At 71.7% G+C, this 19,017-nt stretch carries 22 protein-coding genes; 20 read left to right on the top strand and 2 right to left on the bottom strand.

All coding sequences use genetic code 11. From position 1 onward, the window contains the following. Positions 1 to 88: 88 nt before the first annotated feature. On the top strand, positions 89 to 2,020 hold the full coding sequence (ftsH, locus tag GGE06_RS18175) for an ATP-dependent zinc metalloprotease FtsH (protein WP_184931275.1): 1,932 nt from the start codon (positions 89 to 91) through the stop codon (positions 2,018 to 2,020). 203 nt (positions 2,021 to 2,223) lie between these two features. Here the strand turns inward: ftsH and GGE06_RS18170 are convergent, their stop codons facing one another. Continuing rightward, complete coding sequence (locus GGE06_RS18170) at positions 2,224 to 2,949, bottom strand: methyltransferase domain-containing protein (protein ID WP_116158625.1); 726 nt, start codon at positions 2,947 to 2,949, stop codon at positions 2,224 to 2,226. A gap of 373 nt (positions 2,950 to 3,322) precedes the next feature. Between GGE06_RS18170 and GGE06_RS18165 the strand changes: the two genes are divergently transcribed. The 17 genes from GGE06_RS18165 (at position 3,323) to GGE06_RS18085 (ending at position 16,322) form a co-directional block, all read left to right on the top strand. Next, on the top strand, positions 3,323 to 3,916 hold the full coding sequence (locus GGE06_RS18165) for a hypothetical protein (RefSeq protein WP_030690647.1): 594 nt from the start codon (positions 3,323 to 3,325) through the stop codon (positions 3,914 to 3,916). 154 nt (positions 3,917 to 4,070) lie between these two features. Beyond that, positions 4,071 to 4,514 (top strand): 30S ribosomal protein S16, encoded by a 444-nt coding sequence (rpsP, locus tag GGE06_RS18160; RefSeq protein ID WP_030325634.1) that lies wholly within the window; start codon positions 4,071 to 4,073, stop codon positions 4,512 to 4,514. Positions 4,515 to 4,516: 2 nt separating this feature from the next. Then, positions 4,517 to 4,756, top strand: coding sequence for an RNA-binding protein (locus GGE06_RS18155; protein ID WP_020868149.1), 240 nt, complete (start codon positions 4,517 to 4,519; stop codon positions 4,754 to 4,756). Positions 4,757 to 4,867: 111 nt separating this feature from the next. Further along, complete coding sequence (rimM, locus tag GGE06_RS18150; protein WP_116158624.1) at positions 4,868 to 5,446, top strand: ribosome maturation factor RimM; 579 nt, start codon at positions 4,868 to 4,870, stop codon at positions 5,444 to 5,446. Next, positions 5,443 to 6,264, top strand: a complete 822-nt coding sequence (trmD, locus tag GGE06_RS18145; RefSeq protein WP_116158623.1) for a tRNA (guanosine(37)-N1)-methyltransferase TrmD — start codon at positions 5,443 to 5,445, stop codon at positions 6,262 to 6,264. The genes rimM and trmD overlap by 4 nt, the downstream gene beginning before the upstream one ends. Positions 6,265 to 6,390: 126 nt before the next feature. Further along, on the top strand, positions 6,391 to 6,741 hold the full coding sequence (gene rplS, locus GGE06_RS18140; RefSeq protein ID WP_015036473.1) for a 50S ribosomal protein L19: 351 nt from the start codon (positions 6,391 to 6,393) through the stop codon (positions 6,739 to 6,741). Between the two features lie 69 nt (positions 6,742 to 6,810). After that, on the top strand, positions 6,811 to 7,602 hold the full coding sequence (gene lepB, locus GGE06_RS18135; protein WP_116158622.1) for a signal peptidase I: 792 nt from the start codon (positions 6,811 to 6,813) through the stop codon (positions 7,600 to 7,602). Further along, the gene (gene lepB / locus GGE06_RS18130; protein WP_116158621.1) at positions 7,595 to 8,572 is read left to right on the top strand and encodes a signal peptidase I; all 978 of its coding nucleotides are present in this window, start codon (positions 7,595 to 7,597) and stop codon (positions 8,570 to 8,572) included. Before lepB (GGE06_RS18135) ends, lepB (GGE06_RS18130) begins: the two co-directional genes overlap by 8 nt. Beyond that, positions 8,541 to 9,476: a signal peptidase I gene (lepB, locus tag GGE06_RS18125; protein WP_116158620.1), complete on the top strand. Its 936-nt coding sequence runs from the start codon at positions 8,541 to 8,543 to the stop codon at positions 9,474 to 9,476. Before lepB (GGE06_RS18130) ends, lepB (GGE06_RS18125) begins: the two co-directional genes overlap by 32 nt. A 74-nt stretch (positions 9,477 to 9,550) precedes the next feature. Beyond that, positions 9,551 to 10,318 (top strand): signal peptidase I, encoded by a 768-nt coding sequence (gene lepB / locus GGE06_RS18120; RefSeq protein ID WP_184931274.1) that lies wholly within the window; start codon positions 9,551 to 9,553, stop codon positions 10,316 to 10,318. 71 nt (positions 10,319 to 10,389) lie between these two features. Further along, the gene (locus GGE06_RS18115) at positions 10,390 to 10,926 is read left to right on the top strand and encodes an NUDIX hydrolase (protein ID WP_116165291.1); all 537 of its coding nucleotides are present in this window, start codon (positions 10,390 to 10,392) and stop codon (positions 10,924 to 10,926) included. 55 nt (positions 10,927 to 10,981) lie between these two features. Beyond that, entirely contained in the window at positions 10,982 to 11,290 is a 309-nt protein-coding gene (locus tag GGE06_RS18110; protein ID WP_005311352.1) for a DUF2469 domain-containing protein, read from the top strand. A 134-nt stretch (positions 11,291 to 11,424) separates the two neighbouring features. Further along, positions 11,425 to 11,790, top strand: coding sequence for a YraN family protein (locus tag GGE06_RS18105; protein WP_116158618.1), 366 nt, complete (start codon positions 11,425 to 11,427; stop codon positions 11,788 to 11,790). After that, on the top strand, positions 11,790 to 13,403 hold the full coding sequence (locus tag GGE06_RS18100; RefSeq protein ID WP_184931273.1) for a YifB family Mg chelatase-like AAA ATPase: 1,614 nt from the start codon (positions 11,790 to 11,792) through the stop codon (positions 13,401 to 13,403). Before GGE06_RS18105 ends, GGE06_RS18100 begins: the two co-directional genes overlap by 1 nt. Next, positions 13,400 to 14,614, top strand: a complete 1,215-nt coding sequence (gene dprA / locus GGE06_RS18095; protein ID WP_184931272.1) for a DNA-processing protein DprA — start codon at positions 13,400 to 13,402, stop codon at positions 14,612 to 14,614. Before GGE06_RS18100 ends, dprA begins: the two co-directional genes overlap by 4 nt. A gap of 251 nt (positions 14,615 to 14,865) precedes the next feature. Further along, a complete protein-coding gene (gene whiG / locus GGE06_RS18090) occupies positions 14,866 to 15,702 on the top strand; it encodes an RNA polymerase sigma factor WhiG (RefSeq protein ID WP_116158615.1) in 837 nt (278 codons plus the stop codon). Between the two features lie 53 nt (positions 15,703 to 15,755). After that, positions 15,756 to 16,322, top strand: a complete 567-nt coding sequence (locus tag GGE06_RS18085) for a TetR/AcrR family transcriptional regulator (protein WP_116158614.1) — start codon at positions 15,756 to 15,758, stop codon at positions 16,320 to 16,322. Positions 16,323 to 16,399: 77 nt separating this feature from the next. Here the strand turns inward: GGE06_RS18085 and GGE06_RS18080 are convergent, their stop codons facing one another. Continuing rightward, positions 16,400 to 16,912: a M23 family metallopeptidase gene (locus tag GGE06_RS18080; RefSeq protein WP_184931271.1), complete on the bottom strand. Its 513-nt coding sequence runs from the start codon at positions 16,910 to 16,912 to the stop codon at positions 16,400 to 16,402. A 256-nt stretch (positions 16,913 to 17,168) separates the two neighbouring features. On the opposite strand from GGE06_RS18080, the gene rpsB reads away from it, so the two are divergent. Both rpsB and tsf read left to right on the top strand, forming a co-directional pair. Further along, entirely contained in the window at positions 17,169 to 18,065 is an 897-nt protein-coding gene (rpsB, locus tag GGE06_RS18075) for a 30S ribosomal protein S2 (RefSeq protein ID WP_116158612.1), read from the top strand. 102 nt (positions 18,066 to 18,167) lie between these two features. After that, a complete protein-coding gene (gene tsf / locus GGE06_RS18070) occupies positions 18,168 to 19,004 on the top strand; it encodes a translation elongation factor Ts (protein ID WP_116158611.1) in 837 nt (278 codons plus the stop codon). Positions 19,005 to 19,017: the final 13 nt, after the last annotated feature.

The following is a 19,017-nucleotide window of genomic DNA, read 5'->3' as shown; positions in this document are numbered from 1 at the left end:
GCCCTTCTTCATCCCTCCGGACCGCCCGCGATGCCCGCTTCATCCCGCTCTTCGATACTGGGGCCATTGCTGCCCCGAGGAGAGCCACGTGGCCAACCCCGTACCCCCGCGCGACCGGACCGACCAGCCCTGGCGCTCGGAAGGGGCCCCGCCGCCCCCGTCGCCGAAGAAGAGGATGCCGGGAGGCTGGGGCGGCCTCGTCCTCACGGCCCTGATCGTGTACCTGATCGCCAACATCGTGCTGTCGTTCTTCAACGAGGGCGACGGGCCGACCATCTCGTACACCGAGTTCGACAAGCAGGTCGCCGCCGGGAACGTCACCAAGATCTACTCCAAGGGCGACGCGATCCAGGGGCAGCTGAAGAACAAGCAGCCCATCCCCGACGGCGACGGCGACTACACCAAGTTCCAGACCCAGCGGCCCGCCTTCGCCGACGACGACCTGTGGGCGCAGCTGACCAAGCAGAACGTCACGGTCACCGCGCAGCCCGTCGTCCAGGAGCGCAGCTTCCTCGCCAACCTCCTGATCTCGCTCGCGCCGATGCTGCTGCTCGTCCTGCTGTGGGTGTTCATCGCCCGCCGGATGAGCGCGGGCATGGGCGGCGCGGGCGGCATGCTCGGCCGCAAACAGCCGCCGAAACCGGTCGAACTGGAGAGCGGCAAGCGCACCACCTTCCAGGACGTCGCCGGCATCGACGAGGTCGAGGGCGAGCTCAACGACGTCGTCGACTTCCTGAAGAACCCGCAGGCCTACCGCGAGATGGGCGCCAAGATGCCCCGCGGCGTGCTCCTCGCGGGCCCTCCCGGCACCGGCAAGACGCTGCTCGCGCGGGCCGTCGCGGGCGAGGCGGGGGTGCCGTTCTTCTCGGCCTCCGCGTCCGAGTTCATCGAGATGATCGTGGGCGTCGGCGCCTCCCGGGTCCGCGAGCTGTTCGCCGAGGCCCGCAAGGTCGCCCCCGCGATCATCTTCATCGACGAGATCGACACCATCGGCCGGGCCCGGGGCGGCGGTTCCGGGATGGGCGGGCACGACGAGCGCGAGCAGACCCTCAACCAGATCCTCACCGAGATGGACGGCTTCACCGGCTCCGAGGGCGTCATCGTCCTCGCCGCGACCAACCGGGCCGACGTCCTCGACCCGGCCCTCACCCGGCCGGGCCGCTTCGACCGGATCGTCCACGTCAACCCGCCCGACCGGGGCGGCCGCGCGGCCATCCTCAGGATCCACACCCGGGAGATCCCGCTCGCCAAGGACGTCGACCTGGAGCACGTCGCCCGCACCACCCCCGGCATGACCGGCGCCGAGCTCGCCAACCTCGCCAACGAGGCCGCCCTCCTCGCCGTCAAGCGCGAGCAGAAGGCCGTCACCCAGTCCGATCTGTCCGACGCCCTGGAGAAGGTCCAGCTCGGCGCCGAACGGCCGCTCGTGATGCCCCTGGAGGAACGGCGCCGGACCGCGTACCACGAGAGCGGGCACGCCCTGCTCGGCATGCTCCAGCCCGGCGCCGACCCGGTCCGCAAGATCACCATCGTGCCGCGCGGCCGGGCCCTCGGCGTCACCCTCTCCACCCCCGACTCCGACAAGTACGCCTACACCGAGGACTACCTGCGCGGCCGGATCATCGGTGCCCTCGGCGGGATGGCGGCCGAGCAGGTCGTCTTCGGCGTCATCACCACCGGCGCCGAGAGCGACCTCGAACAGGTCACCAACATCGCCCGCGGCATGGCCGGCCGCTGGGGCATGAGCGAACGCGTCGGCCGCCTCACCGCCATCCCGAGCGACGCCCAGCAGGCGTACGGGCTCTCCGCCGCTCCCGCGACCCTCGACACCGTCGACGAGGAGATGCGCCGCATCGTCGACGAGTGCTACGAGAGCGCGGTACGCCAACTCCGCGAACACCGCGACCAACTGGACGCCCTCGCCGAGGCCCTCCTGGCCAACGAGACCCTGGAGGAGGCCGAGGCCTACCGCGCGGCGGGCATCACGCGCGAGGGGCGGGAGGGGGAGGAGCGGGGCTGAGCCGGTGGGTTGGATCCCGGATGCTGGATCCAACATCCCGGATCCAATGTCCTGGCCCCTGGATCCCGCATCCAATGCCCTGGATCCAACATCTCGGATCCAACGTTCTGGCCCCGGATCCCGGATCCAACCTTCTGGCCCCGGATCCCGGATCCAATGTTCTGGATCCACCATCCCGGATCCCGGATCCACGACCTGACGGACTACCCCACCCGGGCCACCACATAGCGGAAGACGTTCGGCATCCACACCGTTCCGTCCGGGCGGACGTACGGGGCGAGGGCCTCCTCGATCTCCTTCTCCACCTGGGGGAGGTCCGTCGCGCGGACCGCCTCGTCGAAGACGCCCGTCGAGAGCAGCCCGCGCACCGCGCTGCCCTCGTCCGCGTAGCCGAAGGGGCAGGCCACCCGGCCCGAGCCGGCCGGTCGCAGCCCCGCCCCGGCCGCCAGCGCGTCGAGGTCGGGGCCCGGCACGGGCCCGCGGTCCGAGAGGCGGGCCGCGACCCGCAGCACCGGCTCCGTGGCGCACCGCTCCGGCGGCCCCCACCCGGCGAGGACGACCGCCGTGCCCGGTTGGGCCGTACGGGTGAGACCCCGCAGTTCGGAGAGGGTCCCGTCCGTCGCGTGGAAGGCCGTGATCACGTCGTACGGAAGGTCCTCCGGCGGCTCCTGCGTGACCGTGACGCCCTCCGGCAGCCGCTCCCTCGCCAGCTCCACGCGCGCGTGGTCCCGGTCCGCGCCGGCGACCCGCGCGCCCCGTGCCGCCGCCATCAGGAGGGCGAGCCCGGAGCCGCAGCCCAGGCCGAGCAGCCGGGTACCCGCGCCCACGCCCAGGCGGTCGTACACCGCCTCGTACAACGGGACCAGCATGCGTTCCTGGATCTCGGCCCAGTCGCGCGCGGGGTGGTGCGGGACGAGCGTAGGTGTCATGGAAAAGCGCCCCAATCCGTGCTCGGACGACAGCCCCCCGTAGCCAGGGAACTGCGCTTCCCGGGCCGCGTCCAGTGCTCGCGCCGGACCGATTCGTCCGGGGGAGGGGCGGTGCGCCGCCTTGCCTCCGGAGCCGGTAATGTCCTCGCAACATCCCCCGGGCCGCTCCGGCCCCTCGGGGGCGCGCGCACCGCAGCCACGCGCCGGGGCGTATGCGCCACTACGCACCGGCTTGACGATCCCTGCGTGACTTCTCCGCAGATCGGGGCACTGGCCCGCGTCGGGACACATCAAGGCAACTGACGGGTACGTGCAAAATATTTGGGATGCCCCGGAATGGAACCCGGGGGCACTCCGGCTCGTTGTACGCGACGTGAGCACGACACCCCCTGTTCTCGCCGCAGAGCTGGCACAGGCGTGGGCCGACATTCAGCGGCACCACCCCGAGCTGCCCGATCTTGCCGCGCCCGAGTCCCTGATCGGAGAGTCCTCGTCCGCCTGCGGCGCCGAGCTCTCCTTCGAGCGACTGCTCCACGAGGCAGTCCACGGCATCGCCGCCGCCCGAGGTGTCCGCGACACCTCCCGCGCCGGCCGCTACCACAACCGCAGATTCCTCGCGATCGCCGAGGAGATGGGCCTCGACCATCCCGAGGAGCCGCACGCCAGCAGCGGCTTCTCCCTGGTCACGCTCAACCCCGAGGCCAGGCGCCGCTACCGGCCCACCATCGAGCGGCTCCAGCGCGCCCTCAAGGCGCACACGGTCGCCACGGCCGCCGACACCAAGCGCTCCTTCCGCGGACCGGCCGCCCGGCACGGCTCCTCGGGCGGCGGCGTGCGCGTCAAGGCCGTCTGCGACTGCGGGCGCAACGTGCGCGTGGTCCCGTCGGTGCTGGCCCAGGCCCCGATCGTCTGCGGCGGCTGCGGCAAGCCCTTCCGTATCCCAGAGACAGTGGGCGCCGCCAACTGAGTCGGCGGCGTGTGGCACAATGGCTAGCTGTACTCGACAGTCGCATAGGACCCCTCTCTCCTCCGGCTGACGCGTCCATCGGGCATCCGAGTACCGCAACCCCACGTGGCATCTCAAGTGCCCAACCACGTCAAGACCAGGAGACACCACTCCAGTGGCAGTCAAGATCAAGCTCAAGCGCCTCGGCAAGATCCGCCAGCCGCACTACCGCATCGTCGTCGCCGACTCGCGCACCCGTCGTGACGGTCGCGCGATCGAGGAGATCGGCCTCTACCACCCGACGTACAACCCGTCGCGTATCGAGGTCGACTCCGAGCGTGCGCAGTACTGGCTGTCCGTCGGCGCCCAGCCGACCGAGCCGGTTCTCGCCATCCTGAAGCTCACCGGCGACTGGCAGAAGCACAAGGGTCTGCCGGCCCCCGAGAAGGCTCTGCTCGTCCCCGCCACCAAGGAAGCCAAGCGCGCCTCGTTCGACGAGTTCGCGAAGGCCCTCGAGGGCGGCGACGACAAGGGTGAGGCCATCACCCCGAAGGCCAAGAAGGCCGACAAGAAGGCGGACGAGGCCGAGGCCGCGTCCACCGAGTCGACCGAGGCCTGATCATGCTCGAGGAGGCTCTCGAGCACCTCGTGAAGGGCATCGTCGACAACCCCGACGAGGTGCAGGTCGCCTCGCGCAACCTGCGCCGGGGCCGCGTGCTGGAGGTCCGGGTCCACCCCGACGACCTCGGCAAGGTGATCGGCCGCAACGGCCGCACCGCGCGTGCGCTGCGCACCGTCGTGGGTGCCATCGGCGGCCGGGGGATCCGCGTCGACCTCGTCGACGTGGACCAGGTCCGCTGAGCAGGTCGGCAGCATCACCTTAGTTGTGCCGGCACGGGCCGGGGAGGGCTGAAGAGCCCACCCCGGCCCGTTGTCGTACGTACGAGCTGTGTGACAGGAGAGTGTGGAGCAGTGCAGTTGGTAGTCGCGCGGATCGGCCGCGCCCACGGCATCAAGGGCGAGGTCACCGTCGAGGTGCGGACGGACGAGCCCGAGCTCAGGCTCGGCCCCGGTGCCGTGCTGTTCACCGACCCGGCCTCCGCCGGGCCGCTGACCATCGAGACCGGCCGCGTCCACAGCGGCCGGCTGTTGCTGCGCTTCGAGGGCGTCCGCGACCGCAACGCCGCCGAGGCCCTGCGCAACATCCTCCTCATCGCCGAGGTCGACCCCACGGAGATGCCCGAGGAGGAGGACGAGTACTACGACCACCAGCTGATCGACCTCGACGTCGTCCTCGCCGACGGCACCGAGATCGGCGTGATCACCGAGATCTCCCACCTGCCCTCGCAGGACCTCTTCATCGTCGAGCGCCCCGACGGCACCGAGCTGATGATCCCCTTCGTCGAGGAGATCGTCACCGAGATCGACCTGGAGGAGCAGCGGGCCGTGATCGACCCGCCGCCCGGCCTGATCGACGACCGCGCCGAGATCGTCTCCTCCCGGGACGACGGCGAGCAGTCCGGCGACGAGGCCGGCGGGGAGCAGGCATGAGGCTCGACGTCGTCACGATCTTCCCCGAGTACCTCGAACCGCTGAACGTCTCCCTCGTCGGCAAGGCACGCGCGCGCGGACAGCTCGACGTCCACGTGCACCACCTGCGCGACTGGACGTACGACCGGCACAACACGGTCGACGACACCCCCTACGGCGGCGGCCCCGGCATGGTCATGAAGACCGAGCCCTGGGGCGACGCGCTCGACCAGACCCTCGCCGACGGCTACGAGGCCGGCGCGCACGGCCCGGTCATGGTCGTCCCCACCCCCAGCGGCCGCCCCTTCACCCAGGAGCTCGCCGTCGAGCTCTCCGAGCGGCCCTGGCTGATCTTCACGCCGGCCCGCTACGAGGGCATCGACCGGCGCGTCATGGACGAGTACGCGACCCGGATGCCGGTGTACGAGGTCTCCATCGGCGACTACGTGCTCGCCGGCGGGGAAGCGGCCGTCCTCGTCATCACCGAGGCCGTGGCCCGCCTGCTGCCCGGCGTCCTCGGCAACGCCGAGTCCCACCGGGACGACTCCTTCGCCCCCGGCGCCATGGCCAACCTCCTGGAGGGCCCCGTCTACACCAAGCCCCCCGAGTGGCGCGGCCGGGGCATCCCCGACGTCCTCCTCAGCGGGCACCACGGCAAGATCGCCCGCTGGCGGCGCGACGAGGCCTTCCGGCGTACGGTCGCCAACCGGCCCGACCTCATCGAGCGCTGCGACCCGTCCGCCTTCGACAAGAAGGACCGCGAGGTCCTGTCGATGATGGGGTGGGCGCCCGAGCCCGGCGGCCGATTTTGGCGCAGGGTCGAGGGCGTGGAAGAATAGGCCGCTGTCGTCCGTCCGGCGCGCGCCCCTGCCACAGGGGGAACGACGCCGCCAGAAACGGACGACATCCCCATCATTCGAACGTACCGCTGATGACCTGTGGCATCAGCGAGGAAAGAGACCTCCATGGCCTCCCTGCTCGACCAGGTCAACGCGGGTTCGCTCCGCTCCGACCTCCCCGCCTTCCGTCCGGGCGACACCGTCAACGTGCACGTCCGCGTCATCGAGGGCAACCGCTCCCGTATCCAGCAGTTCAAGGGTGTCGTCATCCGCCGTCAGGGCTCGGGCGTCTCCGAGACCTTCACGGTCCGCAAGGTCTCGTTCTCCGTCGGCGTCGAGCGCACCTTCCCGGTGAACTCCCCGATCTTCGAGAAGATCGAGCTCGTGACCCGCGGTGACGTCCGTCGCGCCAAGCTCTACTACCTGCGTGAGCTGCGCGGCAAGGCTGCCAAGATCAAGGAGAAGCGCGACCGCTGAGCCCCGGCTCCCGGCACGCCCCACGCTTCCCGCTCCCCGCACAGACAGGCCGGATAGGCTCTGCCAGCGATGGACACCGAAGCACAGCACACGGAGCGCGACCCCTCCTCCCTCACGGATTCGTCCGGTACGGAGGAAGGGTCGCGCTCCGCGCGCGTTTCCGACGACTCGGGGCGCGGCCCCTCCTGGCGGCGCACCGGCCTCGTGGGCGGCGCCTGCGTGGCCTTCCTGCTGCTCCTGAGCCACTTCGTCATCCAGCCGTTCCTGATCCCCAGCGGTTCCATGGAGCCCACGCTCCAGGTCGGCGACCGGATCCTCGTGAACAAGCTGGCGTACCGTTTCGGCAGCGAGCCCGCCCGGGGTGACGTCGTCGTCTTCGACGGCACCGGCTCCTTCGTGGACGAACAGCCCCGGGGCAATCCGGTCACCGGGCTCCTGCACGACGGGGCGGCCGCCCTCGGCCTCGCCGAGCCCGACGAGACCGACTTCGTGAAGCGGGTCGTCGGCGTCGGCGGCGACCGGGTCGTCTGCTGCGACAAGGACGGCCGGCTCACCGTGAACGGCGTCCCCGTCCAGGAGCGGTACGTGATGTTGGGCGACCAGCCGTCCAGCGTGCCCTTCGACATCGTCGTCCCGCAGGACCGGCTCTGGGTCATGGGCGACCACCGCAGCCAGTCCAGCGACTCCCGCGACCACCTGGGCAGCGCCGGCGGCGGGATGGTCCCCGTCGACAAGGTCGTCGGCCGCGCCGACTGGATCGCCTGGCCCTTCGGCCGCTGGTCCACCGTGCCCGGCACCGACGCCTTCCACGCCGTACCGGCACCGCCGGCCGGCGGACACGGAACGGGAGCCCATGGGTAGCCGGGGCCGGCCATCCGGCGGGTCCGCTCAGAGCCCCGCCGCCGCCCCGCCGGGCCGGGCCGAGCGCCGCAGGCTCGCCCGCAAGGTCAAGCGGCGCCGTCAGCGCTCCGCGCTCCGGGAGATCCCGATCCTGGTCACGGTGGCCGTGCTCATCGCGCTCGTCCTCAAGACCTTCCTGGTCCAGGCGTTCGTCATCCCCTCCGGCTCCATGGAGCAGACGATCCAGATCTCCGACCGGGTCCTCGTCGACAAGCTCTCGCCCTGGTTCGGCGCCCGTCCGGAGCGCGGCGACGTCGTCGTCTTCAAGGACCCCGGCAGCTGGCTCCAGCAGGAGACGACGCCGCCCGCCGACGACCCGATCGGCATCAAGCAGGCCAAGCAGGCCCTGACCTTCATCGGCCTGCTTCCCTCGGCCGACGACCGGGACCTGATCAAGCGGGTGATCGCCGTCGGCGGGGACACCGTCCGCTGCTGCGGCGAGGACGGGCGGATCAGCGTCAACGGCGTGCCGCTCGACGAGCCGTACCTCCATCCCGGGAACCCGCCGTCGAAGATCCCCTTCGAGGTGAAGGTCCCCGAGGGCCGCATCTTCGTCATGGGGGACCACCGTTCCGACTCGGCCGACTCCCGCTTCCACCTCGACGAGGAGGGCCACGGCACCGTCTCCGAGGAGCAGGTCGTCGGGCGGGCCGTGGTGATCGCCTGGCCCTTCGGGCACTGGCGCACCCTGGAGCAACGGGACACCTTCTCCGCCGTACCGAACGCAGGTGCGAGTTCCGCGACCGCATCCGGTCTGTCGCATAGTGTGTCCCCGCGCATTCTGAACGGATTGCCCGGGCTCCCGACCCCTGCGGAACTTCTGCTCGTTATGGGAGTGGTGGGCCTGTCCCTGACCCGGGGCGGGCGTTCGCACGGACTGAGGAGTGGATGTGGGGGATTTGGCCGTCGGCGCACGATCCGGACACGATGAGCCCGACAAGAGGGCCGACGGGGCCTTCGGCGATGACACGACGGGTGACGACGTGACGGGTGACGAGCAGGCGCAGCCGCCGGGCGGCGGTACGCCGGGCGAGGGCGGCGACGAGGCGGCGGGCGGACCCGCCAGGGGCCCGAAGAAGCCCCGTTCCTTCTGGAAGGAGCTGCCCCTCCTCATCGGCATCGCACTGGTGCTCGCCCTGCTGATCAAGACCTTCCTGGTGCAGGCGTTCTCGATCCCCTCGGAATCGATGATGAACACCCTCCAGAAGGGCGACCGGGTCCTCGTCGACAAACTGACCCCGTGGTTCGGCTCCGAGCCCGAGCGCGGCGAGGTCGTCGTCTTCCACGACCCGGGCGGCTGGCTCGAGGGCCAGGAGACGCCCAAGCCGAACGTCGTGCAGAAGTTCCTCAGCTTCATCGGCCTCATGCCGTCCGCCGAGGAGAAGGACCTCATCAAGCGCGTCATCGCGGTCGGCGGCGACACCGTCTCCTGCAAGGAGGGCGGCAAGGTCGTCCTCAACGGCGTGGCGCTCGACGAGAGCGCGTACCTCGCCCCCGGCGCGGTGCCCTGCCAGGACTCCTTCGGCCCGATCAAGGTCCCCAAGGGCCGCATCTGGGTCATGGGCGACAACCGCCAGAACTCCCTGGACTCCCGCTTCCACCAGCAGCTCCCCGGCGGCGGCACCGTCTCCAACGACGAGGTCGTGGGCCGCGCCGTCGTGATCGCCTGGCCCGTCACCCGCTGGGCCACGCTCCCCGTGCCCGACGTCTTCGACAACCCCGCGCTCAACAAGGCCATGGGCGCCGCCCCCCTCGGGGCGGCCGGTCTCGCCGGAGCGCTCCCGCTGGTGCTGTGGCGCCGGAAGAGGCAGGCCGCAGGGCATACCGCCGAGTAGCGACCCGCGGGTAGGGTGCCGTCCCGGGCCGTCGAGAGACCTGCGGTCCGCCGACAGACCTGCGGGGTGCGCACATGAGCGGAACCATACGGACCAAGGGCGGCCACGGCCGCCTCGGCAGCGTGCTGTCGGGGCTGGCCGTGGCCGTCGGCTGTGTGCTCTTCCTCGGCGGCTTCGTCTGGGGAGCCGTGCTCTACCAGCCGTTCACCGTCCCCACCGACTCCATGACCCCGACCATCGACGTCGGGTCCAAGATCCTCGCCGAGCGGATCGACGGGGACGAGGTGCGGCGCGGTGACGTCGTCGTCTTCAAGGACCCCCTCTGGGGCGCCTCGCCCATGGTCAAGCGGGTCGCCGGCGTCGGCGGCGACACCGTCGCCTGCTGCGACCGGAACGGGCGGCTCACCGTGAACGGCACGCCCGTCGTCGAGCCGTACCTGGGGCCCGGCGCCGACGGCCGGATCGTCGCCTCGGGCCGGGAGTTCTCCGTGACCGTCCCCAAGGACAGCCTCTTCCTCCTCGGCGACGACCGGAACGTCTCGCTCGACTCCCGTACGCACCTGGAGGACGCCGGACAGGGCTCCGTGCCCCGCTCCATGGTCGTGGGCAGGGTCGACGCCGTCGTGTGGCCCGCCAAGGGCCTTCTGGAGCCCGCCACGGGCTTCGCCGGCCTGCCGGGCGGCAGCTCGCGGCCGGGACCGTTCGAGGCGCTCCTCACGGCGATCGCGGCCGGCACCGCGCTGATCCTCCTGGGGTCCGCGTACGGTCCGGTGGCACGCCTCCTGACCCGCCGCCCGTCCGAGGGGCCGAGGCAGGGCACGAGGGAGAAGGTGGAGGCATGACGGACATGGCGAACGCGGGGGCTTCGGGGCCCGCGCCGGGCGCCGGGTCCCTGCCGGATCCGGGTTCCGCGATGGGCGCCGGGCCCCTGCCGGATCCGGGTTCCGAGCCGGGGGACGCGACCGTGCGGCGGCGGGTCGCGCGGGTCGTGCTGCTCGACCCCGACGACCGTGTCCTGCTCCTGCACGGCTACGAGCCCGAGGACCCCGACGACACCTGGTGGTTCACCCCCGGCGGTGGCCTGGAGGGCGACGAGACCCGGGAGGAGGCGGCGCTCCGCGAGCTCGCGGAGGAGACCGGCATCACCGAGGTCGACCTCGGCCCCGTGCTCTGGAAGCGGTACTGCTCCTTCCCCTTCGACGGGCGCCGCTACGACCAGGACGAGTGGTACTACCTGGCCCGCACCCGCGGAACCGGGGCCGCACCCGGGCCGCAGGCCCTCACGGAGCTGGAGACCCGCAGTATCGAGGGACTGAGATGGTGGACCTCCGCCGAACTGTCGGCGGCCCATGAGACGGTGTACCCGACCAGGCTCGCCGAGCTGCTGCGCACGCTGCTCGACGAGGGACCTCCGAGTGCACCGGTGGTTCTCGCCCCGGAAATCGTTTAGGGGCGCGTACGACTGGCGCACAATAGGGGGACGCACGGCTGAAGGGGAACATGCCATGAGCGCCGAGGACCTCGAGAAGTACGAGACCGAGATGGAGCTGAAGCTCTACCGGGAGTACCGCGACGTCGTCGGGCTGTTCAAATACGTGATCGAGACCGAGCGCCGCTTCTACCTCACCAACGACTACGAGATGCAGGTGCACTCGGTGCAGGGCGAGGTGTTCTTCGAGGTCAGCATGGCCGACGCCTGGGTCTGGGACATGTACCGGCCCGCCAGGTTCGTCAAGCAGGTCCGGGTCCTGACCTTCAAGGACGTGAACATCGAGGAGCTCAACAAGAGCGACCTCGAACTCCCCGGCAGCTGAGGCCGCCGCTCCCGCGCCACACCCGCGGAAATCACCCGCAAGGGTGACGGCGTTCTCCACAGCCTCCAGGCCGTCCACAGCGCCGCACGCGGTCCGCCGCACTCCGTCACAGTCGGTGACGGAGGTGGTACCGCATGAACAGGACCCAAGCACTCGGACGGTACGGGGAGGAGCTGGCGACCCGCCGGCTCACCGCGACCGGCATGCACATCCTCGCCCGCAACTGGCGCTGCGGCCGGACCGGCGAGATCGACATCGTCGCCCGCGACGGCGACACCCTCGTCATCTGCGAGGTCAAGACCCGGCGCGACGGCGCCTACGAACACCCGATGGCCGCCGTCACACCCCGCAAGGCCGAGCGGCTCCGCCGCCTCGCCGCCTGCTGGCTCGACCGCAACGACACCCCTGCCCCCGCCGGCGGCGTCCGCATCGACCTCGTCGGCATCGTCCTGCCGCGCAAGGGCGCCCCCGTCCTCACCCACGCCCAGGGGGTGGCCTGATGGGATTCGCCCGCACCTGCTCCGTCGCCCTCGTCGGCGTCGAAGGCGTCGTCGTCGAGGTCCAGGCCGACCTCGAACCGGGCGTCGCCGCCTTCACCCTCGTCGGCCTCCCCGACAAGAGCCTCAGCGAGAGCCGCGACCGGGTCCGCGCCGCCGTCGTCAACTCCGGCGCCGAATGGCCCCAGAGGAAGCTGACCGTCGGCCTCAGCCCGGCCTCCGTCCCGAAGGGCGGCAGTGGATTCGACCTGGCCGTCGCGGCTGCCGTCCTCGGAGCCGCCGAGCGGATCGACCCCCGCACCATCGCCGACCTCGTCCTCATCGGAGAACTCGGCCTCGACGGGCGCGTCCGGCCCGTCCGCGGAGTCCTGCCCGCCGTCCTCGCCGCCGCCGAAGCCGGATACAGCCAGGTCGTCGTCCCCGAACAGACCGCCGGAGAGGCCTCGCTCGTCCCCGGCGTCTCCGTCCTCGGCGTCCGCACGCTCCGCCAACTGATCGCGGTCCTCACCGACGAACCCGTCCCCGACGAGGAACCCTGCGAGGAAGGCCGACCCGACGCCATGCTCGCCGGACTCCTCGTCCCCGGCGCCGGCATCGGCACCGGACTCGCCGCCGACCCCCTCGAAGGACCCGACCTCGCCGACGTCGCCGGACAGCACCGGGCCCGCCTCGCCCTGGAGGTCGCCGCCGCGGGCAGCCACCACCTGCTCCTCTCCGGCCCGCCGGGCGCCGGCAAGACCATGCTGGCCGAGCGCCTGCCCGGCATCCTCCCGCCCCTCACCCGGCAGGAATCCCTGGAGGTCACCGCCGTCCACTCCGTCGCCGGGATCCTCCCGCCCGGCGAACCCCTCGTCCACCGCGCCCCCTACTGCGCACCCCACCACTCCGCCACCATGCAGTCCCTCGTCGGCGGCGGGAACGGCCTCCCCAAGCCCGGCGCCGTCTCCCTGGCCCACCGAGGGGTCCTGTTCCTGGACGAGGCGCCGGAGTTCTCCGGCAAGGCCCTCGACGCCCTCCGCCAGCCCCTCGAATCCGGGCACGTCGTCATCGCCCGCGCCGCCGGCGTCGTCCGCCTCCCCGCCCGCTTCCTCCTCGCCCTCGCCGCCAACCCCTGCCCCTGCGGCCGCCACACGCTGTACGGCGCGGGCTGCGAATGCCCCGCCTCCCTCATCCGCCGCTACCAGGCACGACTCTCCGGACCCCTGCTCGACCGCGTCGACCTCCGCGTCGAGGTCGAACCCGTCACCCGCGCCGACCTCATCGGACAGGGCGGCCGGGGCGAGACCACCGCCGCCGTCGCCGCCCGGGTCCACAAAGCCCGCGCCAGGGCCGCCGCGCGCCTCGCCGGCACCCCCTGGAGGGTGAACAGCGAGATCCCCGGGCACCAGCTCCGCACCCGCTACCTCGCCGCACCCGGAGCCCTGGCCGACGCCGAACGCGACGTCGAGCGCGGACTGCTCACCGCCCGAGGCCTCGACCGCGTGCTCCGCGTCGCCTGGACCGTGGCCGACCTGAACGGACACGACCGGCCCGAAAGCCAGGACATCGGCCTCGCCCTCGAACTACGCACCGGCGTCGCCCGCGGCGTGCCCGTCGGAGCGGGGGAGCCCGCATGACCACCACGCCCGCCCCGACCGCCCCCGGCGACGAGCGCCTGGCCCGCGCCGCCCTCAGCCGCGCCGTCGAACCCGGAGACGAACACGCCGGCCGCTGGCTCCGCCGGTACGGCGCCATCGGTTTCCTCGACCGCCTCCTCGACACCGGGAGCACCGGGAGCACCCGGCACGCCGGGGACGCCGGGGAGGACACCTCCCCCTTCCCCGGCACGAGCGCCAAACGCGTCGCCTCCTGGCGACAACGCGCCGCCGCCGCCCGCCCCGGCGACGACCTCGACACCGTCCAGCGCCTCGGCGGCCGCTTCCTCGTCCCCGGCGACAGCGAATGGCCCCGTCAACTCGACGACCTCGGCGACGCCCGTCCGATCGGACTCTGGGTCAGAGGCCCCGCCGACCTGCGCACCTGGGCCCTGCGCTCCGTCGCCCTCGTCGGCGCCCGCGCCTGCACCCCGTACGGCGCCCACACCGCCGCCGACCTCGCCACCGGCCTCAGCCGACAGGGCTGGGTCGTCGTCTCCGGAGCCGCCTACGGCATCGACGGCGCCGCCCACCGGGGCGCCCTCGCCGCCGACGGCGCCACCGTCGCCGTCCTCGCCTGCGGCGTCGACACCCCCTACCCCCGCGGCCACGACCGGCTCATCCGACGCGTCGCGGAACAGGGCCTCGTCGTCGGCGAGTTGCCACCCGACAGCCACCCCACACCCAGCCGCTTCATCCTCCGCAACCGCGTCATCGCCGCCCTCACCAGAGGAACGGTCGTCGTCGAGGCCCAGCACCGCAGCGGCTCCCTCGTCACCGCCCGCGCCGCCGCCCGGCTCGGCCGCCACACCATGGGCGTGCCAGGCCCCGTGACCAGCGCACTCTCCGCCGGCGTTCACGAACTCCTGCGCGGCGACGCCACCCTCGTCACCGACGCCGACGAGATCATCGAGCTCATCGGCGAGATCGGCCGGCTCGCCCCGGCCCGCCGGGGCCCCGTCCTGCCCCGCGACCTCCTCGCCCCCGCCACCGCGCACATCCTCGAAGCGCTCCCCGCCCGCGGCCCCACCCCCGCCACCGTCATCGCCCGCCGCGCCGGGACCACCCCCGACGACACCCTCGCCAAGCTGTACGAACTCCACTCGCTCGGCTTCGTCGAGCGGCACGGGGAGGGCTGGAGGTTGACGAACACCGCGACAGAAGCGTCGAACGCGCGGCGAGGCGGTACTTGACCTGGAGCATTCGGGTGAAAGGGTGAAGGCGATGAACAACCGAGTCCTCTCGGCCGCGCCCGAGGGGCCGACACGCGCCGCGGCCCCGGTTCGAAGACGTGGTCGACGGCGTCCACTCGCAGCGGCGCGATCCACCGATGTTCGCGCACCGCGACGGTGCACTCACGCTACGCTCACCAGGATTCCCTCCAGGACACCCATCAGGACACCCACTCCGACACACCCGACAGCAGAACGGCTCAAGGCAACGCATGCCCCAGCACACCTCCGGGTCTGACCGCGCTGCGGTGCCCCCAGCAGCCCGGGGCACCGTGCGACCGGCCGCACCGACCTCACTCGACGAGCTGTGGCGCTCGTACAAGGACACCGGCGACGAGCGGCTGCGGGAGCAGCTGATCCTGCACTACTCGCCGCTCGTCAAGTACGTGGCCGGACGGGTCAGCGTGGGGCTGCCGTCCAACGTGGAACAGGCCGACTTCGTCTCCTCCGGGGTCTTCGGCCTCATCGACGCCATCGAGAAGTTCGACGTCGAGCGGGCGATCAAGTTCGAGACGTACGCCATCACCCGCATCCGCGGCGCCATGATCGACGAACTCCGCGCCCTGGACTGGATCCCGCGCTCCGTCCGGCAGAAGGCCCGCAACGTCGAGCGCGCCTACGCCACCCTCGAAGCCCAGCTCCGCCGGACCCCCTCCGAGAGCGAGGTCGCCGCGGAGATGGATATCACCCTGGAGGAACTGCACGCGGTCTTCAGCCAGTTGTCCCTGGCGAACGTGGTCGCCCTGGAGGAGCTGCTGCACGTCGGGGGCGAGGGCGGAGACCGGCTCTCCCTCATGGACACCCTCGAGGACACCGCCGCCGACAACCCCGTCGAGGTCGCCGAGGACCGCGAGCTGCGCCGGCTGCTCGCCCGCGCCATCAACACGCTCCCCGAGCGGGAGAAGACCGTCGTCACGCTCTACTACTACGAGGGCCTGACCCTCGCCGAGATCGGCCACGTCCTCGGGGTCACCGAGAGCCGTGTCAGCCAGATCCACACCAAGTCCGTCCTCCAGCTCCGCGCCAAGCTGGCCGACGTCGGCCGCTGACCCTTGCGGGCCGGTCGTAGAGTGGAGCCGTGCCCAGGATTCGAGCGGCCTCGGTGGCCGAGCACCGGACGATGCAGCGCGGCGCCCTCCTGGACGCCGCGCGTTCCCTGCTCTCCGAGGGGGGTACGGACGCGCTGACCTTCCCCGCCCTCGCCGAGCGCACGGGCCTGGCCCGCTCGTCGGTCTACGAGTACTTCCGGTCGCGCGCCGCCGTCGTGGAAGAGCTGTGCGCCGTCGACTTCCCCGTCTGGGCCGCCGAGGTCGAGGCCGCCATGGCCGGCGCCGAGACGCCGCGCGGCAAGGTCGAGGCGTACGTCCGCACGCAGCTGGACCTCGTCGGGGACCGGCGCCACCGGGCGGTCGTCGCCATCTCGGCGAGCGAGCTGGACGACGGCGCCCGCGAGAAGATCCGCGCGGCCCACGGCGGCCTCGTCGCCATGATCGTCGAAGCCCTCGCCGCCCTCGGCCAGCCCCAGCCCCGCCTGGGCGCCATGCTCCTCCAGGGCGTCGTCGACGCCGCAGTCCGCCGCATCGAACTCGGCGCGGCCGAGGACCCCGCGACCATCGCCGAGGCGGCGGTCACGATGGCCCTCCACGGAGTGGCAGGTCCCCAGACCTGACCTGAAGGAGCACCCCCCGCCCCCCCCGCCCCCCGCCCCCTCCCCTCCCCCCCCGCCCCCCTCCCTCCCCTTTGGTCTCAGTCGTCGTCGAGGGGGAGCAGTCGTGACGGGGCCCTTCTCGTCAGGAGGAGTGGGTTCAGGTACTCCTCCCCCCTGAGCAGGCCCCAGTGGAGGCAGGATCTCGGGCAGTGGGTGCCGGCCGTGACCTCGGCGATCGGGGTGCCCGGTGTGACCACGGTGCCGGGCGGTACCAGTGGGGTCACCGGGGTGAAGGTCGTGCGGAGCGGGGGAGTGCCCGTGTCCGGGAGGGTGAGGGTGACGGCGCCGCGGCCGCCCACCGGGCCCGCGAACGTGACCGTGCCCGCGGCCGGGGCGAGCACCGGGGTGCCCGGGGGCGCGGCGAGGTCCACGCCGCGGTGGCCGGCGGCGTACGGGCCGGGCGGGGGCTGCCAGCCGCGGAGGATCTCCGGCGGGGACGGACTCACCGGCCACACGAGGGCCGGGGGTGGGCCCGCCGGCCACACGGGGACCGGCGGGCCCGGCCACGCGAGGGCCAGGGTCAGGAGCAGAGGGATCAGGTTCAGGTGCATGGGGGAAGGCTCCCCCGGGCGTCCGGATCGGGTGGGTCACGGGCGGTATCCGTGGATTACTCGCCGGTTGTGGACAGCGCCGTCACCCAGCGCTCCCGGGGTCCCGTACACTTCCTATGGCGACTCGGGTCACCGGGTCGACTTCGCACGCCCCGCCACCTGCTCTCAGAGGCGGGCGGCAGCGCCTTTCGGTCCTTCGTGGCACGGCGCGCCGGGGCGTCAGGAACACAACCGAGAAACCCAAGGAGATACGGCCATGGCCGTCGTCACGATGCGGGAGCTGCTGGAGAGCGGCGTCCACTTCGGTCACCAGACCCGTCGCTGGAACCCGAAGATGAAGCGCTTCATCTTCACCGAGCGCAACGGCATCTACATCATCGACCTGCTCCAGTCGCTGTCGTACATCGACCGCGCCTACGAGTTCGTCAAGGAGACCGTCGCGCACGGCGGCTCCATCATGTTCGTCGGTACGAAGAAGCAGGCCCAGGAGGCCATCGCCGAGCAGGCGACGCGTGTCGGCATGCCGTACGTCAACCAGCGTTGGCTCGGTGGCATGCTCACCAACTTCTCCACCGTCTACAAGCGTCTGCAGCGCCTCAAGGAGCTCGAGCAGATCGACTTCGAGGACGTCGCCGCCTCGGGTCTCACCAAGAAGGAGCTCCTGGTCCTCTCCCGCGAGAAGGCCAAGCTGGAGAAGACCCTCGGTGGTATCCGCGAGATGCAGAAGGTGCCGAGCGCCGTCTGGATCGTCGACACCAAGAAGGAGCACATCGCCGTCGGTGAGGCGCGCAAGCTCCACATCCCGGTCGTCGCGATCCTCGACACCAACTGCGACCCCGACGAGGTCGACTACAAGATCCCGGGCAACGACGACGCGATCCGCTCCGTCACCCTGCTCACCCGCGTGATCGCCGACGCCGTCGCCGAGGGCCTCATCGCCCGCTCCGGCGCCGCGACCGGCGACTCGAAGCCGGGCGAGAAGGCCGCCGGCGAGCCGCTCGCCGAGTGGGAGCGCGACCTGCTCGAGGGCGAGAAGAAGGCTGAGGAGGCCCCGGCTGCCGAGGCCCCCGCTGCCGAGGCCCCCGCCGCCGAGGCTCCGGCTGCCGAGGCCCCCGCCGCCGAGGCTCCGGCCGCGGACGCCGAGCAGGCCTGACCCTTCAGGACCTTCGGGTGACGACGGCGGGGGCTCACGAGGCTCCCGCCGTCCACCCGTGGACCCGCCCGATCTTTCAGACTTCGAGAGAGAAACAGACTCATGGCGAACTACACCGCCGCTGACGTCAAGAAGCTCCGCGAGCTCACCGGCGCCGGCATGATGGACTGCAAGAAGGCCCTGGACGAGGCCGACGGCAACGTCGACAAGGCCGTCGAGGCGCTCCGTATCAAGGGCCAGAAGGGCGTCGCCAAGCGCGAGGGCCGCTCTGCCGAGAACGGCGCCGTGGTCTCCCTCATCGCCGACGACAACACCTCCGGCGTCCTCGTCGAGCTGAAGTGCGAGACGGACTTCGTCGCCAAGGGTGACAAGTTCCAGGCCGTCGCCGCCGAGCTGGCCCAGCACGTCGCCGCCACCGCGCCGGCCGACATCGAGGCCCTGCTCGCCTCCGAGATCGAGGCCGGCAAGACCGTCCAGGCGTTCGTCGACGAGGCCAACGCCAACCTCGGCGAGAAGATCGTCCTCGACCGCTTCGCGCAGTACGCCGACGGCTTCGTCTACGCGTACATGCACCGCACGATGCCCGACCTGCCGCCGCAGATCGGTGTCCTCGTCGAGTTCGACAAGGCCGACGCCGACGTCGCCAAGGGCATCGCCCAGCACATCGCCGCCTTCGCGCCGAAGTACCTCACCAAGGAAGAGATTCCGGCCGAGGTCGTCGAGTCCGAGCGTCGCATCGCCGAGGAGACCACCCGCGCCGAGGGCAAGCCCGAGGCCGCGATCGCCAAGATCGTCGAGGGTCGCGTCAACGGCTTCTTCAAGGACGCCACGCTGCTCGGCCAGCCGTACGCCCTGGACAACAAGAAGTCCGTCCAGAAGGTCCTGGACGAGGCCGGTGTCACCCTGAAGCGCTTCACCCGCATCAAGGTCGGCATCTGAGTCCGTACGCAGA

Source organism: Streptomyces nymphaeiformis (assembly GCF_014203895.1).
GTDB classification, from domain to species: domain Bacteria; phylum Actinomycetota; class Actinomycetes; order Streptomycetales; family Streptomycetaceae; genus Streptomyces; species Streptomyces nymphaeiformis.
This window is presented reverse-complemented; position numbering and strand designations above follow the sequence as displayed.

Excerpts from the sequence above, each read along its gene's own strand:
- GGE06_RS18170 (WP_116158625.1), bottom strand. The coding sequence starts at position 2,949 with ATGACACCTACGCTCGTCCCGCACCACCCCGCGCGCGACTGGGCCGAG.
- GGE06_RS18155 (WP_020868149.1), top strand. The coding sequence starts at position 4,517 with ATGCTCGAGGAGGCTCTCGAGCACCTCGTGAAGGGCATCGTCGACAAC.
- trmD (WP_116158623.1), top strand. The coding sequence starts at position 5,443 with ATGAGGCTCGACGTCGTCACGATCTTCCCCGAGTACCTCGAACCGCTG.
- rplS (WP_015036473.1), top strand. The coding sequence starts at position 6,391 with ATGGCCTCCCTGCTCGACCAGGTCAACGCGGGTTCGCTCCGCTCCGAC.
- lepB (WP_116158622.1), top strand. The coding sequence starts at position 6,811 with ATGGACACCGAAGCACAGCACACGGAGCGCGACCCCTCCTCCCTCACG.
- lepB (WP_116158621.1), top strand. The coding sequence starts at position 7,595 with ATGGGTAGCCGGGGCCGGCCATCCGGCGGGTCCGCTCAGAGCCCCGCC.
- lepB (WP_184931274.1), top strand. The coding sequence starts at position 9,551 with ATGAGCGGAACCATACGGACCAAGGGCGGCCACGGCCGCCTCGGCAGC.
- GGE06_RS18115 (WP_116165291.1), top strand. The coding sequence starts at position 10,390 with ATGGGCGCCGGGCCCCTGCCGGATCCGGGTTCCGAGCCGGGGGACGCG.
- GGE06_RS18110 (WP_005311352.1), top strand. The coding sequence starts at position 10,982 with ATGAGCGCCGAGGACCTCGAGAAGTACGAGACCGAGATGGAGCTGAAG.
- GGE06_RS18105 (WP_116158618.1), top strand. The coding sequence starts at position 11,425 with ATGAACAGGACCCAAGCACTCGGACGGTACGGGGAGGAGCTGGCGACC.
- GGE06_RS18100 (WP_184931273.1), top strand. The coding sequence starts at position 11,790 with ATGGGATTCGCCCGCACCTGCTCCGTCGCCCTCGTCGGCGTCGAAGGC.
- dprA (WP_184931272.1), top strand. The coding sequence starts at position 13,400 with ATGACCACCACGCCCGCCCCGACCGCCCCCGGCGACGAGCGCCTGGCC.
- whiG (WP_116158615.1), top strand. The coding sequence starts at position 14,866 with ATGCCCCAGCACACCTCCGGGTCTGACCGCGCTGCGGTGCCCCCAGCA.
- GGE06_RS18080 (WP_184931271.1), bottom strand. The coding sequence starts at position 16,912 with ATGCACCTGAACCTGATCCCTCTGCTCCTGACCCTGGCCCTCGCGTGG.
- rpsB (WP_116158612.1), top strand. The coding sequence starts at position 17,169 with ATGGCCGTCGTCACGATGCGGGAGCTGCTGGAGAGCGGCGTCCACTTC.
- tsf (WP_116158611.1), top strand. The coding sequence starts at position 18,168 with ATGGCGAACTACACCGCCGCTGACGTCAAGAAGCTCCGCGAGCTCACC.